This window comes from Ensifer sp. MJa1, from assembly GCF_037026475.1.
Taxonomy (GTDB): Bacteria; Pseudomonadota; Alphaproteobacteria; order Rhizobiales; family Rhizobiaceae; genus Ensifer.
Window position 1 is genome coordinate 121,080 of sequence record NZ_JAKUMO010000020.1, and the last position, 16,305, is coordinate 137,384.

The 16,305-nt window shown below is 60.7% G+C and carries 17 protein-coding genes and 3 tRNA genes; 12 read left to right on the forward strand and 8 right to left on the reverse strand.

Annotated elements, in window-relative coordinates; all coding sequences use genetic code 11:
* Positions 1–10: 10 nt before the first annotated feature.
* Together MKZ91_RS23920 and MKZ91_RS23925 are read right to left on the reverse strand one after the other, a co-directional pair.
* Positions 11–1,465, reverse strand: a complete 1,455-nt coding sequence (locus tag MKZ91_RS23920; protein ID WP_336173522.1) for a cryptochrome/photolyase family protein — start codon at positions 1,463–1,465, stop codon at positions 11–13.
* A 101-nt stretch (positions 1,466–1,566) separates the two neighbouring features.
* Positions 1,567–1,641: transfer RNA gene (locus MKZ91_RS23925), tRNA-Asn, on the reverse strand.
* Between the two features lie 159 nt (positions 1,642–1,800).
* Between MKZ91_RS23925 and MKZ91_RS23930 the strand changes: the two genes are divergently transcribed.
* The gene (locus tag MKZ91_RS23930; RefSeq protein WP_336173544.1) at positions 1,801–2,094 is read left to right on the forward strand and encodes a hypothetical protein; all 294 of its coding nucleotides are present in this window, start codon (positions 1,801–1,803) and stop codon (positions 2,092–2,094) included.
* A gap of 272 nt (positions 2,095–2,366) precedes the next feature.
* Positions 2,367–3,023 (forward strand): thermonuclease family protein, encoded by a 657-nt coding sequence (locus tag MKZ91_RS23935; RefSeq protein ID WP_336173523.1) that lies wholly within the window; start codon positions 2,367–2,369, stop codon positions 3,021–3,023.
* A 69-nt stretch (positions 3,024–3,092) separates the two neighbouring features.
* Here the strand turns inward: MKZ91_RS23935 and MKZ91_RS23940 are convergent.
* Positions 3,093–3,166, reverse strand: a tRNA-Cys gene (locus MKZ91_RS23940).
* Positions 3,167–3,552: 386 nt separating this feature from the next.
* Between MKZ91_RS23940 and MKZ91_RS23945 the strand changes: the two genes are divergently transcribed.
* Positions 3,553–3,885 carry a hypothetical protein gene (locus tag MKZ91_RS23945; RefSeq protein ID WP_336173524.1) on the forward strand — a complete coding sequence of 111 codons (333 nt, stop codon included), beginning with the start codon at positions 3,553–3,555 and terminating at the stop codon, positions 3,883–3,885.
* Positions 3,886–3,969: 84 nt separating this feature from the next.
* On the opposite strand, the gene lexA is transcribed toward MKZ91_RS23945, so the two are convergent.
* Both lexA and MKZ91_RS23955 read right to left on the reverse strand, forming a co-directional pair.
* Positions 3,970–4,689 carry a transcriptional repressor LexA gene (gene lexA / locus MKZ91_RS23950; protein ID WP_336173525.1) on the reverse strand — a complete coding sequence of 240 codons (720 nt, stop codon included), beginning with the start codon at positions 4,687–4,689 and terminating at the stop codon, positions 3,970–3,972.
* A 234-nt stretch (positions 4,690–4,923) separates the two neighbouring features.
* A complete protein-coding gene (locus MKZ91_RS23955) occupies positions 4,924–5,220 on the reverse strand; it encodes a hypothetical protein (RefSeq protein ID WP_336173526.1) in 297 nt (98 codons plus the stop codon).
* A gap of 266 nt (positions 5,221–5,486) precedes the next feature.
* On the opposite strand from MKZ91_RS23955, the gene MKZ91_RS23960 reads away from it, so the two are divergent.
* Both MKZ91_RS23960 and MKZ91_RS23965 read left to right on the forward strand, forming a co-directional pair.
* Positions 5,487–6,113, forward strand: a complete 627-nt coding sequence (locus tag MKZ91_RS23960; protein WP_336173527.1) for a hypothetical protein — start codon at positions 5,487–5,489, stop codon at positions 6,111–6,113.
* Positions 6,110–6,829 carry a hypothetical protein gene (locus MKZ91_RS23965; protein WP_336173528.1) on the forward strand — a complete coding sequence of 240 codons (720 nt, stop codon included), beginning with the start codon at positions 6,110–6,112 and terminating at the stop codon, positions 6,827–6,829. Before MKZ91_RS23960 ends, MKZ91_RS23965 begins: the two co-directional genes overlap by 4 nt.
* Positions 6,830–6,934: 105 nt before the next feature.
* Here MKZ91_RS23965 and MKZ91_RS23970 read toward each other — a convergent pair.
* Positions 6,935–7,024, reverse strand: a tRNA-Ser gene (locus MKZ91_RS23970).
* Between the two features lie 319 nt (positions 7,025–7,343).
* On the opposite strand from MKZ91_RS23970, the gene MKZ91_RS23975 reads away from it, so the two are divergent.
* The 4 genes from MKZ91_RS23975 (at position 7,344) to MKZ91_RS23990 (ending at position 11,425) form a co-directional block, all read left to right on the forward strand.
* Positions 7,344–8,375, forward strand: coding sequence for a septal ring lytic transglycosylase RlpA family protein (locus tag MKZ91_RS23975; RefSeq protein WP_336173529.1), 1,032 nt, complete (start codon positions 7,344–7,346; stop codon positions 8,373–8,375).
* A gap of 63 nt (positions 8,376–8,438) precedes the next feature.
* Positions 8,439–9,599 carry a D-alanyl-D-alanine carboxypeptidase family protein gene (locus MKZ91_RS23980; RefSeq protein WP_336173530.1) on the forward strand — a complete coding sequence of 387 codons (1,161 nt, stop codon included), beginning with the start codon at positions 8,439–8,441 and terminating at the stop codon, positions 9,597–9,599.
* Between the two features lie 96 nt (positions 9,600–9,695).
* Complete coding sequence (gene tmk, locus MKZ91_RS23985) at positions 9,696–10,397, forward strand: dTMP kinase (protein WP_336173531.1); 702 nt, start codon at positions 9,696–9,698, stop codon at positions 10,395–10,397.
* Positions 10,394–11,425, forward strand: a complete 1,032-nt coding sequence (locus MKZ91_RS23990; RefSeq protein WP_336173532.1) for a DNA polymerase III subunit delta' — start codon at positions 10,394–10,396, stop codon at positions 11,423–11,425. The genes tmk and MKZ91_RS23990 overlap by 4 nt, the downstream gene beginning before the upstream one ends.
* On the opposite strand, the gene MKZ91_RS23995 is transcribed toward MKZ91_RS23990, so the two are convergent.
* Entirely contained in the window at positions 11,420–11,725 is a 306-nt protein-coding gene (locus MKZ91_RS23995) for a pyrophosphatase (protein ID WP_336173533.1), read from the reverse strand. The genes MKZ91_RS23990 and MKZ91_RS23995 overlap by 6 nt on opposite strands.
* A gap of 179 nt (positions 11,726–11,904) precedes the next feature.
* On the opposite strand from MKZ91_RS23995, the gene metG reads away from it, so the two are divergent.
* Genes metG through MKZ91_RS24010 form a run of 3 tightly spaced genes read left to right on the forward strand, consistent with a single transcriptional unit; the run spans position 11,905 to position 15,082 of the window.
* A complete protein-coding gene (gene metG / locus MKZ91_RS24000; protein WP_336173534.1) occupies positions 11,905–13,458 on the forward strand; it encodes a methionine--tRNA ligase in 1,554 nt (517 codons plus the stop codon).
* A 12-nt stretch (positions 13,459–13,470) separates the two neighbouring features.
* Entirely contained in the window at positions 13,471–14,250 is a 780-nt protein-coding gene (locus MKZ91_RS24005; RefSeq protein ID WP_336173535.1) for a TatD family hydrolase, read from the forward strand.
* Position 14,251: 1 nt separating this feature from the next.
* Positions 14,252–15,082: an MBL fold metallo-hydrolase gene (locus MKZ91_RS24010; protein WP_336173536.1), complete on the forward strand. Its 831-nt coding sequence runs from the start codon at positions 14,252–14,254 to the stop codon at positions 15,080–15,082.
* Positions 15,083–15,121: 39 nt separating this feature from the next.
* Here MKZ91_RS24010 and MKZ91_RS24015 read toward each other — a convergent pair whose 3' ends face one another.
* Entirely contained in the window at positions 15,122–16,069 is a 948-nt protein-coding gene (locus tag MKZ91_RS24015; RefSeq protein WP_336173545.1) for a phosphoribosylaminoimidazolesuccinocarboxamide synthase, read from the reverse strand.
* Between the last annotated feature and the right edge of the window lie 236 nt (positions 16,070–16,305).

The window sequence follows — 16,305 nt, forward strand, 5'->3', positions numbered from 1 at the left end:
GTGTCTACGCTTAAAGGGAATCCGGCCGCGCATTCGTGATCTCGCGAAACGCAGCCAGCGCGCGCTCGCGCGCGACGGCGTGATCAACGATAGGTTTGGGGTAGGTGACGCCAAGCTCAATTCCGGCCTCGGCAAGAACCGCGGCCGGTGCCGCGAATGGACGGTGGACGTAGCGCGGTGCAAGCCGCGCCAGTTCGGGCACGAAACGCTTCACATAGGCGCCTTCAGCATCGAACTTCTCGCCCTGCAGGATGGGGTTGAAGATGCGGAAGAAGGGCGAGGCATCGGCGCCCGATCCAGCCACCCATTGCCAGCTGGCGGCATTATTCGCCGGGTCGGCGTCGAGCAGCGTGTCGCGGAACCAGGCCTCACCGCGCCGCCAATCGACCAGCAAGTCCTTGATCAGGAACGAGGCAACGATCATGCGGACCCGATTGTGCATATAGCCATGCCGCCAAAGCTGGCGCATGCCGGCATCGACGATCGGGAAACCGGTCAGGCCCCAGGTCCAGCACGAGAACTGCTCATCGTTCGCAAGCCAAGGGAAAGCGTCGAAGCGTCGATCAAGGTTTTGTCGCGGCAGCTCCGGATTGTGAAACAGCAGGTGATAGGAGAATTCCCGCCAGGCAAGTTCCTTGCGGAACGTGGCGACGCCCTCGACCGCTTGCAGACCGCGTGTCGCGTCCCAGATCTGGGCCGGGCTGATTTCCCCGAAGGCAAGGTGAGGTGAAAGCAAAGAGGTGCCATCCACATCGGGAAAGTCGCGGTCTTGCCTGTAGTCCGCAATCCTTTCCTCGATGAACGCACTGAGGTGGCTGTTCGCGCCGTCTTCTCCGGGCGTCCAAACTTCACTGAAGGTCGCAGCCCAGTCGGGTCTCTGCGGCAGCAGCGACCAATCCTCAAGCCGCTCCGACAGTGGCCAGGCGTCCGATGCGGTGAGGCCCGCGGGTGCGTCGATCGGCGATGCCGGCTCGTACCCTGCCTCGAGCGCGCGCCAGAACGGCGTGAACACGCGGTAGGGTCGGCCGGTTGTCGTCATCAGGCGCATGGGTTCATGCAGCAGTTGCCCGGCAAAGCTCTCGACGCCAATGGCTCGATCGGCCAGAGCCTTCTTCAAAGGCTGGTCGACTGCGATGCCGCAAGGATCATAGCGCCGGTTCCAATAGATGCGGTCGGCACCCGTGGTCTCCACGATGTCGCTGAGAACCTCCAGCGGATTGCCTGAGCGCAGAATGAACCGCAAGCCACGCTGATGAAGGCGGCTGCTCAGGGCGACGATCGAATGGTGCAGCCACCAGCGCTGTGCCGCCCCCAGTGGACCGTTACCGCTCTCGTCCGGCTCGCGGATGTAGAGCGGAATGACGGGCGCGCCGGTTTCAGCCGCTGCGGCCAATGCGCGGTTGTCGGAGAGGCGCAGATCCTTGCGGAACCACACGATGACGGGCGCCTTCGCTGCCGTTGTCATGGGAAACTCTGTGGAAGGGGTTTGCGACGGGTCATGTCGCCAAGATAGGTACAAAAAGAAAAAGAGCCATTCGCATTTCTGCAAATGGCTCTTTTAGAAACTGGCTCCCCGGGCCGGATTCGAACCGGCGACCTGTCGATTAACAGTCGAATGCTCTACCGCTGAGCTACCAGGGATCATCCGCGCCGCTGTTTCGCTGTGCGCTTCAGAAGTGAGGCTGCTAATACGCATGCTTTTCTGATTTGCCAAGCGGTTTTTTCAAAAAAAATGACAAGTTCGGTTGCGAGCCTGTGGAGAAGTCCCCAATTGTGGGAAAAGACGCCGGATAGGGAATGATGAATAAAAACAGGAAGCAGATGCATTTCGGGATTGATCCGCAAACACGCCAGATCGTGCTCGGTAAATGGCGCATCGCGCTGCCCGACTCGCCGTTGCTGCGCATTCTGTTGGGTTCGCTCCTGGTATTCTGTGGCTTTCTCGGCTTCTTGCCCGTGCTCGGCTTCTGGATGATTCCGCTGGGCCTCATCGTGCTGTCACACGATATCCCCTCCGTGCGCCGCCGCCGCCGCCGTCTTGCGGTCTGGTGGGCGCGCTGGCGCGGTCGCGCCGATTCTTCGAAGGGTTCCTGACAAGCAAGCCAGCGCCCGATCTGACGATCCAGGCGAGGGGGCGTCGCAGCCCGTTTTTCGCATCGGAACTTTGCGTCGGTCCTGGCACTGTTGTTGCCGGTCGCAGGTCCAGGGATAGGGGGCGTGACGTCCATTAAGGGTGCCCGGCGAAAACTTTTCGGCAACGCATCAAACGCATAATGCGCTGCGAATCAGGATGGGGACGAATGGTCAAAGCCACTACGAAACGTCGGCGCAAGAGTTCGGGTCGAAGCGCGGGGAAGCAAGGCGGCATGGCGCCATGGTATCTGGCCGCCGCGCTCACCATCGGCGGCGTCGTTGCCTACGACCACCGCACCGAGCTCAAGCAATGGCCGGTCGTTTCGGAGGTGGTAGCGTTCACGTCCCGGCCGGAGGCGAAAACGAAACCTGTTCGTGTCGCGCAAAAGGCAGAAGAGCGTCCGGCGCTGCAAGCGGACAGGCACGTACCAAAACCAGCGACCAAAGTTGCGCTTGCTACGCCGGTGCCGGCCGTCGATGTCGGCGTCACGCCGCCGACGCCGGTCGTGCGGCCGAACGAGCAGGTTACCACCGCATCGATCAGGACCGACCAGTTCTACTTCTGCGGCATACGCGACGACAACTGCGTGATCGATGGCGCAACCTTCGTCTATCACGGCGAGACGATCCGCGTGGCGGACGTCGATGCGCCGCGGATAAGGCAGGCGAGCTGCGACAGGGAGCGCTCGCGCGGCTTTTATGCCAAGCAGCGCCTTCGCGAACTCTTGAACGCCGGGGACTTCAAGCTGGTGACAGCGAGCGGACGACAGGGCGGCAAGGCGGACGAAAAGCTGCGGTTCGTAACGCGCGACGAACAATCTCTCGGTCGTATGCTCGTCAACGAGGGCCTTGTTCGGCCGTGGACCGGCCGGCCGACGCCCTGGTGCTGAACTGAAGCTCTGCAGCGATCGGCCGCCTTCTGCCGAAGGCGTAGTCATTTAATCGATTGTGGATATTTTTGGAGGCCTCGCCCGGAATTGAACCGGGGTACAAGGATTTGCAGTCCTCTGCGTCACCACTCCGCCACGAGGCCTCACTGCTCGGATAACCAAGCGTTGGCGCGGATTTAGAATGATTGCAGAAAAACCGCAAGAGGCATTTTCCGGAAAAACACAAAGCGGATTCTCAAGTACGGGAGCTTTCCACAGCGTAGAGCATTTCCGTCGACCTGAGATCGCTGTCCATTGTGGGCTCCATCCGTTGACGGGCGACGCCCACGAAGGTTGCGGCCGAAAACGCCCTTATTGCCCTGTTCTCTCGACATCTTGCCGCAGTTGCCACACGCCCGCGCAAGCCAGGTCCGCTAAGGGTCGGTCGGATTTTATCGCGCGGCGAAATCGGTAGAGGGGAACAATGACTCCGCTGACATCAGCCGCATCGGTAGCGTCCGTCATCAATCGAAACGGAGGCAACGCACATATGAAGATGAAATTTGTCCTGGTGGCTTCGGCCATGATGGCCGCAACCACGATCGGGGCGCGCGCTGAAGACCTGGTGTTCAAACTGAAGAACAACACAAGCGCGGTGCTCACCAACTTCTACACGTCGCCGGTTGGCGTCAACGAATGGGAGGACGACGTTTTTGGCCGGCAGGTCCTGAACCCCGGCGAAAACATCGAGATCACGATCGCCGACGGCCGCGATGTTTGCAAATACGACATGCGCTTCGAGTTCGAGGAGGGCTCGGGCCTCGATACGACCGAAGACACCCAGGACCTCTGCGAGCTCGGCGAATACACGATCCACGAGTAAGCGTGCGGCAAACGCCGCCCGCAAGCTGCTCTCGCTGCCGAAAATGGCGGCGAGATGCGCTTAAGATCCAAATTCCGGTAACGGTTAGTGGTAGCGCCGGATCAAGCCGACGAGCTTGCCCTGGATCTTGACCCGATCGGGGCCGAAAATGCGGGTCTCATAGGCCGGGTTGGCGGCTTCAAGCGCAATCGACGCACCCTTGCGACGGAACCGCTTCAGCGTTGCTTCCTCATCGTCAACCAGCGCCACGATGATGTCGCCCGGATTGGCCGTATTGGAGTTGCGGATGATCACCGTGTCGCCGTCGAAAATGCCAGCTTCGATCATCGAATCGCCCTTCACCTCGAGCGCGTAGTGCTCGCCGCTACCGATCATGTCGAGCGGAACGGTAATGTCATGGGTGTTGTTCTGGATGGCTGAGATCGGAACACCGGCAGCGATGCGCCCCATGACCGGAACGGAAACCGAAGTATTGTCGGCGACGGGAGCCGGCTTCGGTGCGGCAGGGGCTGGCGCCGGCGGTTTGCCGAGGCTTCCTTCGATGACGCTTGGCGAAAAACCGCGACGCGGCTGCTGGTTCGAGGCGTAGGCTTCCGGGAGCTTGATGACCTCAAGCGCGCGTGCCCGGTTTGGCAGTCGCCGAATGAAGCCGCGTTCTTCAAGGGCTGTAATCAACCGGTGGATACCGGACTTGGAGGCGAGGTCGAGCGCATCCTTCATCTCGTCGAACGACGGCGGCACGCCCGATTCCTTCATTCGCTCGTGAATGAAAAGAAGCAATTCCTGTTGCTTGCGGGTCAGCATGGCACGTCGCTCCAGAAGCGTGAAACAAATCAAGAACAGACACTATCTGTTCCATATGTGTTCCGCAAGTGCCTAAAATTCGGTGAATGCCACCTGTTGACGCATCGAATCGGTTCGATCGGCGGGTTGTATGGCTGAAAATGGGCTATCGGACGCTCTGCGGCATGGCCGAGCGACTGAGCAGGGGCGTGGAACGGCGGCTTTGATCGAATCAGACCGACCGCCGAGCGCCTTTCAAGCCGGTTGAATGCCCGAGCACGCGTCCTCGAATTCCTTCACCGTCTCGGCGCTGTTGTCTTCGGGCAGAACCGCGTCTGCTGCGTCCGTGGCCACCGGCGTGTCGCCATCATAGACGAACGACTGGATGTAGTAGGCGATGGCGCCCTTCCAAACCTTGCGCCCGTCGATCTGATGACAAGGAACGGCCGATTCGAAGTCGGCCTGCAGTTCATCTACGGTTGCGGCGCTGAGCAAGGTATTCGGGATGTTCGGCGATGCAACGATCGAGGCGATGAGCAGGGCGGCAAGCACGGTGATCGTCCACTTTGATTTGGGGGGACTACGGGGCGGTTAACGATGTGAACCGCGCTTTCGTTCCGAAGTCCAGCGATCAGCGGGATCCCGCTGCCGTGTTCAACAGCTGTTTGGTGCAGCGCCGTGACCGCAAGGCCACAATTGCTGGCAATGGGCTTGGGTGGCCATGACCGAGATGGCGCAATTGCCGGTCGCGCATCTCCTTTGCCATCTCGACAGGTCACACGAATCCTATAACTTTGCGGGGAAAATGGGGTGACCACATGCATAGATTGCCGCTGGCCTTTCTCGGCCTGTTGATTGCGACGGGCGCCGCGTGCGCGGAGGAGGCGCGGTCGAACATTTGGAAGCGGGTCAATGCCTGGACCGTCGGCTCCGATCCGTCACTTGGAGGATCGTGCTACGCGGCGACGAGCTATGACGCCGGCGCGATATTGCGGATCGGTTTTTATCCGAGAGGCTCGGCGAATCTTGCATTCCTGTCGGTTGGCAGCGCGGAATGGAAATCAATCGAGCCGCAGAAAGAATATGACGTTGCCCTGCAGCTCGACCGGGGGCGCCGGTGGCCGGCGGTCGCTTTCGGGGTGGAGTTCACCGGATCGAAGGCGCTGGTCGTCAATTTCTCCAATACCGATTTCTTTACCGAGTTCGTGCGCCGCAACAGCTTGGCAGTGTCGTTCGAGGGGCGGGTGATCACGAGCCTCAGCCTTCGTGATTCAATGAAGGCGGTCAGCGAGATGTTCAAGTGTCAGGAGGCAGTGAATACGCTCATTCCGAACGGAGGGCAGAGTGCCGATCCGTTTGCAGGCACGGCCGACAACGCGCCAAGCAATGATCCCTTCGCCGAAGGCGGCGAGACGAAGTCGTCGAAAGACCCCTTTGCCATGTGAAGCGGACGAGTGGCTGGACTGTTGTGAGAATATTCCTAGACTGGTGGCGGGATGATGGCGTGCGCCGAAAGGATGCGTGCCGCCCGGTGAGGCAGGGGCAATCGGGGGCGGGAATGCGTAAACTGTTGATGGGATTGGCGGGCTGTCTGATGGCAGTTGCGCCTGCCATGGCCGAAGAGTCTGAAATCATCAAATGGAAGGACGTCGGTGACTGGCGTGTCGCCTCCGATACGACGATGGAGGGCTCCTGTTTCATCACCTCGGTCTTTGAAGGTGGGGTGAGCCTGCGGCTGGGGTTCTATCCCAAGGGATCTGATGCACCGCTCTACATGAGCTTTGCCAGCGACGACTGGAAGTCACTGGAGGTCGGCAAGGACTATGACCTGACGTTCCGATTCGACAAGAACGACCCGTGGAGCGCGGCGGCGACGGCTGCCGGCGACGAAAGCGGGAAATTCCTGTTTGTAAACATCACCGATGCTGAATTTCTCTCCGGCTTCGTGCGCAAGCGTTCGCTCGCAATCGCCTTCGAAGATCGCCTTGTCGCGCATCTGAGCTTGCGGGGCACCGGCGCTGCGGCCGAAGAGCTGATGAAGTGTCAGCGGGCCGTCGATGAGATTATTGCCGACGAGGGGCGCAAGTCGAAGGAAAAGAAGAGCGATCCTTTCAATGCGCCGAGCGAGAAGCGCTCAGGTCGCGATCCGTTCAGCCTTTGAGGGGCGCTCTCTCGCGCGCTCCCGCATTTACGGATAATAGCTTCGACCGGCTTGCGGCTACGGCGCAGCCAGATCTGCTCGTTGTGTGCCGGTTGGTGCTTGAAATGGCGGACAGGGTGGGATTCGAACCCACGGTACGGTTTCCCGTACGCTGGTTTTCAAGACCAGAGCCTTAAACCACTCGGCCACCTGTCCTCGCCCGGCACGGTACGGATACCGTTTCTGAAGGGCAGGGCGTTATTGCGCGAAGCGTTGGCGCTTTGCAAGATTTAACATGCGCCCCGGAGAGATTTTCTCGACAGCCTGGCTGGAGAAGGGTGTCAGAGCGCGCCCCGCAGTAACCATCCATAAACCATAACGCATGAAATCCGACGCCATCCTGTGGATGAGTTCGCATTTTTGCCTTGTTGCTGTCATGTTTAATCACTGTTCCGTTTCGGGACGCCGAAATTTCCGCTGGGGGCAAGAGCGGAAGGTTTCGAGTACGGCTTATTCGATCGATGTTGTGGGACAGATGACATCTAATAAAAATGCGGCATATCTGGTCAAGGGACTGCGCCTTGCTGCGGTTCCAATGCTGTGCGTAACGCTTGCAGCTTGCGGGTCGACGTCGAGCACCAAGAAGACGGCGCGGAGCAAGGAGTACTTTCCCGAATCCGTCTATGGCGTGAAGGCGAGCCCCCGCGTTGCCACCGGCAACAATATTCCCAAGGGCGGTGGACGCTTTCAGGTCGGCAAGGCCTACCAGGTCAAGGGCAAGTGGTATCAGCCGAAGGAAGACTTCGGTTACAACAAGACCGGTGTGGCGTCCTGGTACGGCTCGGCGTTTCATGGTCGACTAACCGCTAACGGCGAAGTTTACGACAAGGCTCACTTGTCGGCTGCGCACCCGACATTTCCGCTGCCGAGCTATGCGCGCGTCACCAACATGGAAAACGGCACTTCGGTCATCGTTCGCGTCAACGACCGCGGTCCCTATGAATATGGCCGCATTATCGACGTTTCCTCGAAGACGGCGGACATGCTCGATATCAAGCGCAAGGGCAGCGCACAGGTGCGGGTGCAATATGTCGGTCGTGCGCCGCTCGAGGGCAACGATATGCCCTATCTCATGGCATCCTATGTCCAGAAGGGTGAGCGCGGGCCGAGCGTGATGCCGGAAGGCCAGATTGCAACCGGCGTCATGGTTGCCTCGAACGAGCCGTTCCGCGGCCAGAGCCTCGGGAGCATCACAGTCCCGGCAAAGGCCTCGCTCGATGTGAGCGAACCGGTAACGGCGCTTGCCGCTCCCGTACCGCAGTTCGCCCAGCCCCAGTCGCTCAGCGAGTTCGTCATGCTGCCGGAAATCGGTCCGATCCCGCGCGAGCGGCCGGAGTTCATACCGATGCCCAACGGCAACATGGGCTATGCGTCCGCCTACTACGAGGTGCGGGTCAGCGACGCCGAATCGCCCTTTGAAGCGATCATGGTCGACAGGAAGCAACTGACGCCGCAAGTGATCGTCGACTACGCCAAACGCCAGAAAGCAGGCGCTTCTGTCCGATAGCGGTACGCGCCGTTGTGCCAGAATGACCACGCTGCTATGCCCATGGGGAAACCGGAGTTTCCCATGCGCATGAAGTTGCTTTCGGCGGTGTTTCTTGGCGTCACCTTGTTTGCCGGCGCCACGTTTGCACAGACACCGGCGCCCGCCTTCGACACCAAGGCAAAACAGATCCTGCTCGTTGATGCCGAAACCGGTACGGTGCTTTTTTCGCGCGGTGAGAATGAGCCGATTCCGCCTGCCTCGCTCGCGAAGCTGATGACGATGGAGGTGGTTGCCGAAGCGCTCGGCAAGGGGGAGCTTTCGGCCGATACCGCGTTCGAGGTTTCCGAGCACGCCTGGCGGACCGGTGGAGCGCCTGCCGGCACCTCGACGATGTTTGCGGTGCTGAAATCACGCGTTCGGGTTGCCGATCTCCTGCAGGGGGTGGCGGTGCAACTCGCCAACGACGCCTGCATCATCCTTGCCGAAGGCATGACCGGCAACGAGGCTGCCTTTGCCGAACGCATGACGGCGCGGGCGCGCGAACTCGGAATGCCGGTTGCGACCTTCCGCAACGCCACCGGCCTGCCTGATCCGGGCAACCGGATCACGATGAGCGAACTCGTGACCCTCATCCGGCATCTGCATGAGGCGCATCCGGATCTTTACCGGCTCTATTCACAGCCGGAGTTCGAATGGAACAAGATCCTCCAGCGCAACAAGAACCCGTTGCTTTCAGCCAATATCGGCGTGGATGGCCTGGCGACTGGCTTTGCCGAAGGCTTCGGGTTTTCGCTTGCCGCTTCGTTGCAGCGGGGTGACCGCCGGGTCTATGTCGCCATGGGAGGGCTTGAAACCGACAAGGAGCGGATCGAGGAAAGCCGCAGGGTTCTCGACTGGGCCATGACCGCATTCGAGAAGAAGCGGATATTCGCCGATGGCGAGGCCATTGGCGAAGCCGCCGTTTATGGAGGCGATGCCTCGCATGTGCCGCTGGTCGCCGGAGGTCCGGTCGACGTGCTATTGCCGGTGAACAACCCCGAACGCCTTACGGCTCGCATCGTCTACAAGTGGCCGCTGCGTGCGCCGGTGACAGCCGGCACCGAGGTCGGTGTCGTCAAGCTGTGGAATGGCGAAAAACTCTTGCGCGAAGTTCCGGTCAAGACCGCCAGCGCCGTGGGGCAGGGCACGCTCACGAGCCGCGCCCTTGACGCCTTGCAGGAACTTTTCTTCTTCTGGCTCTAGCAGGCCGCCGCGCGGGATTACGGCAGGCTAGCTTCAACTCATCGCGATCTGACTGTTTCGCACTGCGGCCCAATCGGCTAAACAGAGCCAAATCGCATGCCGAAACGGGATAACACGGTGTCGCCAGCAAAAGGTCTGTTCGTAACATTTGAAGGAGGGGAGGGTGCCGGCAAGTCTACCCAGCTCCGCCTACTGGCAGAATCCCTGCGGGCGCGCGGTTTCACCGTACTGACGACCCGCGAGCCCGGTGGATCGGCGGGCGCCGAAGCTGTGCGCCATGTGCTGCTCTCCGGCGCGGCGGAAGCTTTCGGCGTGCGGATGGAGGCGATCCTGTTTGCCGCCGCCCGCAGTGATCATGTCGAGGAGGTTATCCGGCCCGCGCTTGAAAGCGGCACGGTCGTGCTTTGCGACCGCTTCATGGATTCCTCGCGCGTCTACCAGGGCATTACCGGCAACCTCGAGCCAAGCTTCGTTGAGAGCCTGGAGCGCGTTGCCATCAACGGCGTGGTCCCGGATCGCACTGTAATCTTCGATTTGCCTGCCAGCATCGGCCTGGAGCGGGCGCAAAGGCGTGCGGGCGACGACAACCCGGACCGCTTCGAAAAGGAACGGTTGGAGACGCACGAGAAGCGCCGTGAGGCTTTCCTCGACATAGCCAGGAATGACCCGGCGCGATGCCGCGTGGTTGACGCGACTCAGTCGGTCGATGCCATCGCTGCTGAAGTTCTGGCGCATGTCGAAGCGCTACTGCCGCAGCGTGACAGTCCAGGGATTCCAGTTGAGGAAGCCAGTTCATGAGCACCGAAAGGGCAGGCGTCCTCGACGGAGCTATTGCGCCGGCGGAGAACAACCGGTTGTTCGGCCACCAGGAGGCCGAAAACTTCCTGGCGCAAAGCTACCGTTCGGGAAAGGGACATCATGCCATCCTGATCGAAGGGCCTGAGGGCATCGGTAAGGCCACGCTTGCCTTTCGCCTTGCCCATCATATTCTGAAATACCCTGAGCCGTCGGAGGCGCCCGATACGCTTGCCGACCCGGATCCCTCTTCCGCCATTGGGCGGCAGCTCGCTTCGGGTGCGTCGCACAATCTCTTGCACCTGACGCGGCCGATTGACGAGAAGACGGGCAGGGCCAAGGGCGCGATTACCGTTGACGAGGTCCGGCGCGCCGGCAAGTTCTTCAGCCAGACGTCCGGCACCGGCGGTTGGCGCATCGTCATCATCGATCCTGCAGACGATCTCAATCGTAACGCGGCCAACGCTATCCTGAAGATCCTCGAGGAACCGCCGCGTCGTTCGCTCTTCCTGGCGCTGACGCATGCGCCTGGAAAGTTGCTGCCGACAATCCGTTCGCGATGCCTGCCATTGCGACTGAAAGCACTCGATTCCGACTCGTTGCGCCAGGCGCTCGCCCATCTCGGCCTCGACCTTGAGGGCGAAAATGCCGAACGCATTCTCGCGTCGGCCAATGGCAGCGTTGCCGAGGCACTGAAGCTGATCAATTACGGCGGTCTGGAGATCGCCGCCACCTTCGAAGCCGTGCTGACAGGGCAGGGTGCGGCGATCCGCAAGGACATGCACAAGCTCGCCGACGTGCTTGCCGGCAAGGACAGCGAGACCATCTTCGAGTTCTTCCAGGCCCTCGTCAGTGACCGCATCATGCGCGAGGCGCGGGAGGCGGCTGTTGCTGGCGACATCATGCGCGCAGAGCGCTTCGCGCGTCTTTCCGCCGTTGTGACCGAGCGGCTGACGGTCAGCGACGCCTACAACCTTGACCGCAAGCAAACCATCCTGTCGCTGCTCGACGACGTGAAAGCGGCGCTATAGCGCCACCTGGAAGTGCCACTTGCGCTCGATCGCCTGCGCCAGGTCGAGATTGTGATAGTGGGCAAAGAGCAGCACATGGCCGAGCAAGTCGGCCGTCTCGTCTTCGATCAGGCATTTCAGTTCGCCATTTGATTTGCCGTGGGCTCGGCCGCGTCCGCTGAATTTGTTCCAGGCCTGTGTCAGTTCGCCCATTTCCTCCTGCATCTTGAGCACGAACCAATCGGGATCGCGCTCGATGCCGTGCTCTGACGCATAGCCGGCAGAAGCGGTTTCAAATTGGCTGCCAAGTCGATCCAGCATGACGCATCCTCTCCTGTTTGTTTCCTGTTTGTTCTTGGGTGCGTTTGACGGCGACGCAAGGCTGCCTGGCAGGGCGCATGGTCTCGTCACCCCGGCTTTTCATGCATCGCATGTTTCTTCCTTGGAGCGTATGCGCTAAGAGCGTGCGTAGCTTAATCGAAGATAGATCGAATCCGCCTATGAGAGACACATCCCCCTTCTACATCACCACCGCGATTTCATACCCGAACGGCAAGCCGCATATCGGTCACGCCTATGAGTTGATCGCGACGGATGCCATGGCGCGCTACCAGCGCCTCGATGGACGGGACGTGTTTTTCCTGACCGGCACGGACGAGCACGGCCAGAAGATGCAGCAGACGGCGCGCAAGGAAGGCGTGACGCCGCAGGAACTGGCCGACCGTAACTCGGCGGAATTCCAGAAGATGGCCGTCGTGCTCAACGCGTCCAACGACGATTTCATCCGCACGACCGAGGAACGCCACCACAAGGCGTCGCAGGACATCTGGATTCGCATGGGCGAGGCGGGCGATCTCTACAAGGATTCCTATGCCGGCTGGTATTCGGTCCGCGACGAAGCCTACTACCAGGAAAACGAGACGGAACTGCGCGACGATGGCGTGCGCTACGGGCCGCAGGGAACACCGGTTGAGTGGGTCGAGGAGCAGAGCTACTTCTTCAAGCTGTCCGAATATCAGGACAAGCTCTTGAAGCACTACGAGGAAAACCCTGACTTCATCGGTCCGGCCGAGCGCCGCAATGAAGTCATCTCCTTCGTGAAATCAGGCCTCAAGGATCTCTCGGTCTCGCGCACGACCTTCGACTGGGGCATCAAGGTCCCGAACGATCCGTCGCACGTCATGTATGTCTGGGTCGACGCGCTCACCAACTACATCACCGCAACCGGCTATCTCGACGATCCGCAGGGCCCGCGCGCAAAATTCTGGCCGGCGAACATCCATGTGATCGGCAAGGACATCATCCGCTTCCATGCGGTCTACTGGCCGGCCTTCCTGATGTCGGCTGGCCTGCCGCTGCCCAAGCGAGTCTTTGCCCACGGCTTCCTGCTCAACAAGGGCGAGAAGATGTCGAAGTCGCTCGGCAACGTCGTCGATCCGTTCAATCTCGTCGAACATTTCGGTCTCGACCAGATCCGCTATTTCTTCCTGCGCGAAGTCTCCTTCGGCCAGGACGGAAGCTACAGCGAGGAGGGGATCGCGACCCGCATCAACTCCGACCTCGCCAACGGCATCGGCAACCTTGCCAGCCGCTCGCTGTCGATGATCGTCAAGAACTGCGATGGCCAGATCCCCGTCTGCGGCCCCTTGACCGACGAGGACAAGGCAATGCTCGCCGCTGCCGACGCGCTGCTTGAAATCACCCGCGACGAGATGGGCAAGCAGATGATCCACCGGGCGCTGGCAGCGATCATCGCCGTCGTTTCCGAGACGGATCGCTACTTCGCCGGCCAGGAGCCGTGGGCGCTGAAGAAGACCGATCCGGTGCGCATGGGGACGGTGCTGTATGTCACCGCCGAAGTCGTGCGCCAGATCGCCATCCTGCTGCAGCCCTTCATGCCGGAATCCTCGGCGAAGCTGCTCGACCTGGTGGCCGCACCGGCCGACAAGCGCGACTTCGCAGCCCTCGGCGAGGCCGGTCGCCTAGTCTCGGGCACGCCGCTTGAAGCACCGAAGCCGGTCTTCCCGCGTTATGTCGCGCCGGAAGCACAGTAAGGCACGCTGACGATGCTGATCGATACGCATTGCCATCTGGACTTTCCGGATTTCGAGGCTGAGCGCGATGAGATTATAGCGCGAGCGCGCGACGCCGGCGTCGGCCAGATGATCACGATCTCGACCCGGGTAAAGCGGTTCGAGACGATCCTTTCGATCGCCGAGGCCTATCCGAACGTCTTCTGTTCCGTCGGCACGCATCCGCACAACGCGGATGAGGAACTGGACATCACGACTGAAGATCTCGTTCGGCTGTCTGCGCACCCGAAGGTGGTTGCGATCGGCGAGGCGGGTCTCGACTACTTCTATGACAACGCACCGCGTGAGGCACAGGCTGAAGGCCTGCGGCGTCACATTACCGCTGCGCGCGAGACCGGTCTGCCGATTGTCATTCACAGCCGCTCGGCGGACGAGGATATGGCGGCGATCCTGACCGAAGAAACAGGGAAGGGTGCCTTCCCTTTCCTTCTGCACTGCTTCTCATCCGGCCCTGAGCTTGCCCGCATCGGCGTCGAACTCGGCGGCTATGTCTCCTTCTCGGGCATCCTGACCTTCCCGAAGTCGGAGGAGTTGCGCGAGATCGCCAAGACAGTGCCGCACGACCGGATGATCGTCGAAACGGACGCGCCCTATCTGGCGCCGAAGCCGTTCCGTGGCAAGCGCAACGAGCCGGCCTATGTGGCCCACACTGCCGCGGTGCTTGCCGAGACGATCGGCGTCAGCAAGGACGAGATTGCGGCGATCACGACGGACAATGCTTTCCGCATCTTCTCGAAGATGCCGAGGCTCTGACGTGGCGTTCCGGCGCGCCTTCACCATTCTCGGCTGCGGCTCGTCGCCAGGCGTGCCGCGCATCACCGGTGACTGGGGCGCCTGCAATCCGGAAAATCCGAAGAACCGGCGCATGCGGGCAGCACTGCTTGTCGAGCAGACGGCGCCCGATGGCGGCAAGACGACTGTCGTCATCGACACCGGCCCGGATTTTCGCGCGCAGATGGTCGCAGCGAACGTCCGCCACATCGATGCGGTAATCTACACCCATGCCCATGCCGATCACCTGCACGGGATCGACGACCTCAGGGGCTTCGTCATCGAGAACCGCAGACGGGTGCCGATCTGGGCTGACGCCCACACCATGGAGCGCATTCGCGAAGGGTTTCGCTATTGCCTGGAGTCACCGCCGGGCAGCGGCTATCCGCCGATCGTCGAACCGCACATCATTTCCGGCGATCTGTCGCCGGTCGTCATCACCGGCGCAGGCGGTCCGATTGCGTTCCAACCGCTGATGCAGTTCCACGGCAACATCCATTCGCTGGGTTTCCGCGTCGGTGACTTTGCCTATTGCAGCGATGTCAGCGATTTCCCCGCTGAGACCATCGCCAAGCTTGGCGGCCTCGACCTCTTGGTGATCGACACGCTGCAGTACAAGTTCCACCCGAGCCATCTGTCACTGGTTCAGTCGCTCGGCTGGATCGCCCGTTTCCAGCCGAAGCGGGCGGTGCTGACGCACATGCATGTGCCGCTCGATTACGACACGGTGCAAGGCGAAACGCCTGATCATATCGAGCCGGCTTACGATCTGATGCGGCTCGAATTCGACGTGGATGTTTCAGCGCAGGATTGACGCGTAAATTAGATTAGAATTCTTCTCTAATATACGGATCTATTTCGAAAAATATGGTTTGAGATTGGCCCGAATGCGCTCGAGAACCGTCGCGCCCGAGGTGTCTGGAACGAAGCGCTGGCCGGTGATCTGCTCGAAAGCCTCGATATAGACCGCAGAGGTCTGCTCAACGAGATCGACCGGGATTTCCGGGATCGGATCCTTGTAAGGGTCGCAACGTTCCGTCACCCAGGCGCGCACGAAGTCCTTGTCGAAGCTTTTCGGACGCTCGCCGCGCTCGAAGCTTTGCTGGTAGCTGTCGGCGATCCAGTAGCGGCTGCTGTCGGGCGTATGGATCTCGTCGGCGAGGATGATCGTGCCGTTTTCGTCGGTTCCGAATTCATACTTGGTATCGACGAGGATCAGGCCACGCTCGGCCGCGCGCTGCTGGCCGCGGGCGAAAAGCGCCAGCGCATAGGCCCAGACCGTATCGAGCTGTTCCTTGGTCAACAGGCCTTGCTCGAGGATCGCCTCGGCCGACAACGGCTCGTCGTGGCCGCCGTCGAAGGCCTTGCTGGTCGGCGTGATGATCGCCTGTGGCAGCTTTTCATTGTCACGCATGCCGTCCGGCAAGGTGATGCCGTACATCTCGCGTTCGCCGTTGCGATATTTCGTCAGGATCGAGGTGCTGGTGGTTCCGGCGAGATAGCCGCGCACGACGACCTCGACCGGCAGGATATCGAGCCGCTTGCCGATGACCACATTCGGGTCCGGATAGCTGACGACGTGGTTCGGGCAGATGTCGGCGGTTTCCTCGAACCAGTAGCGCGCGGTCTGGGTCAGCACGTGACCCTTGTTCGGGATCGACGTCAGGATGACGTCGAAGGCGCTAAGGCGATCGGTGGCGATGATGATGCGGTTGCCATCGGGCAGGTCGTAGTTTTCGCGAACCTTGCCTTTGTAGCGGTTTGGCAGTTCCGGAATGAAAGCATCTGAAAGAACGCGCAATTCGCTCATCACATCTGGCCTTGAAAGTGGTGCTTCGATGCGGGAACGCTAAGCAGGCTCGAAAGCCGGGGTCAAGCGCGACAAGGCAAGGTTTGCCGCACAATCCCTGTTTTCCGGTATATCTGGCAGTTCCATAATCTATCTTATGCGATCTTTACCTGTAGCCGGGTACATTCTATTTCCAAGTGCGACATGCCAATGATTTCAATGGGTTCCCCTTGGAGATTTTGGAATGT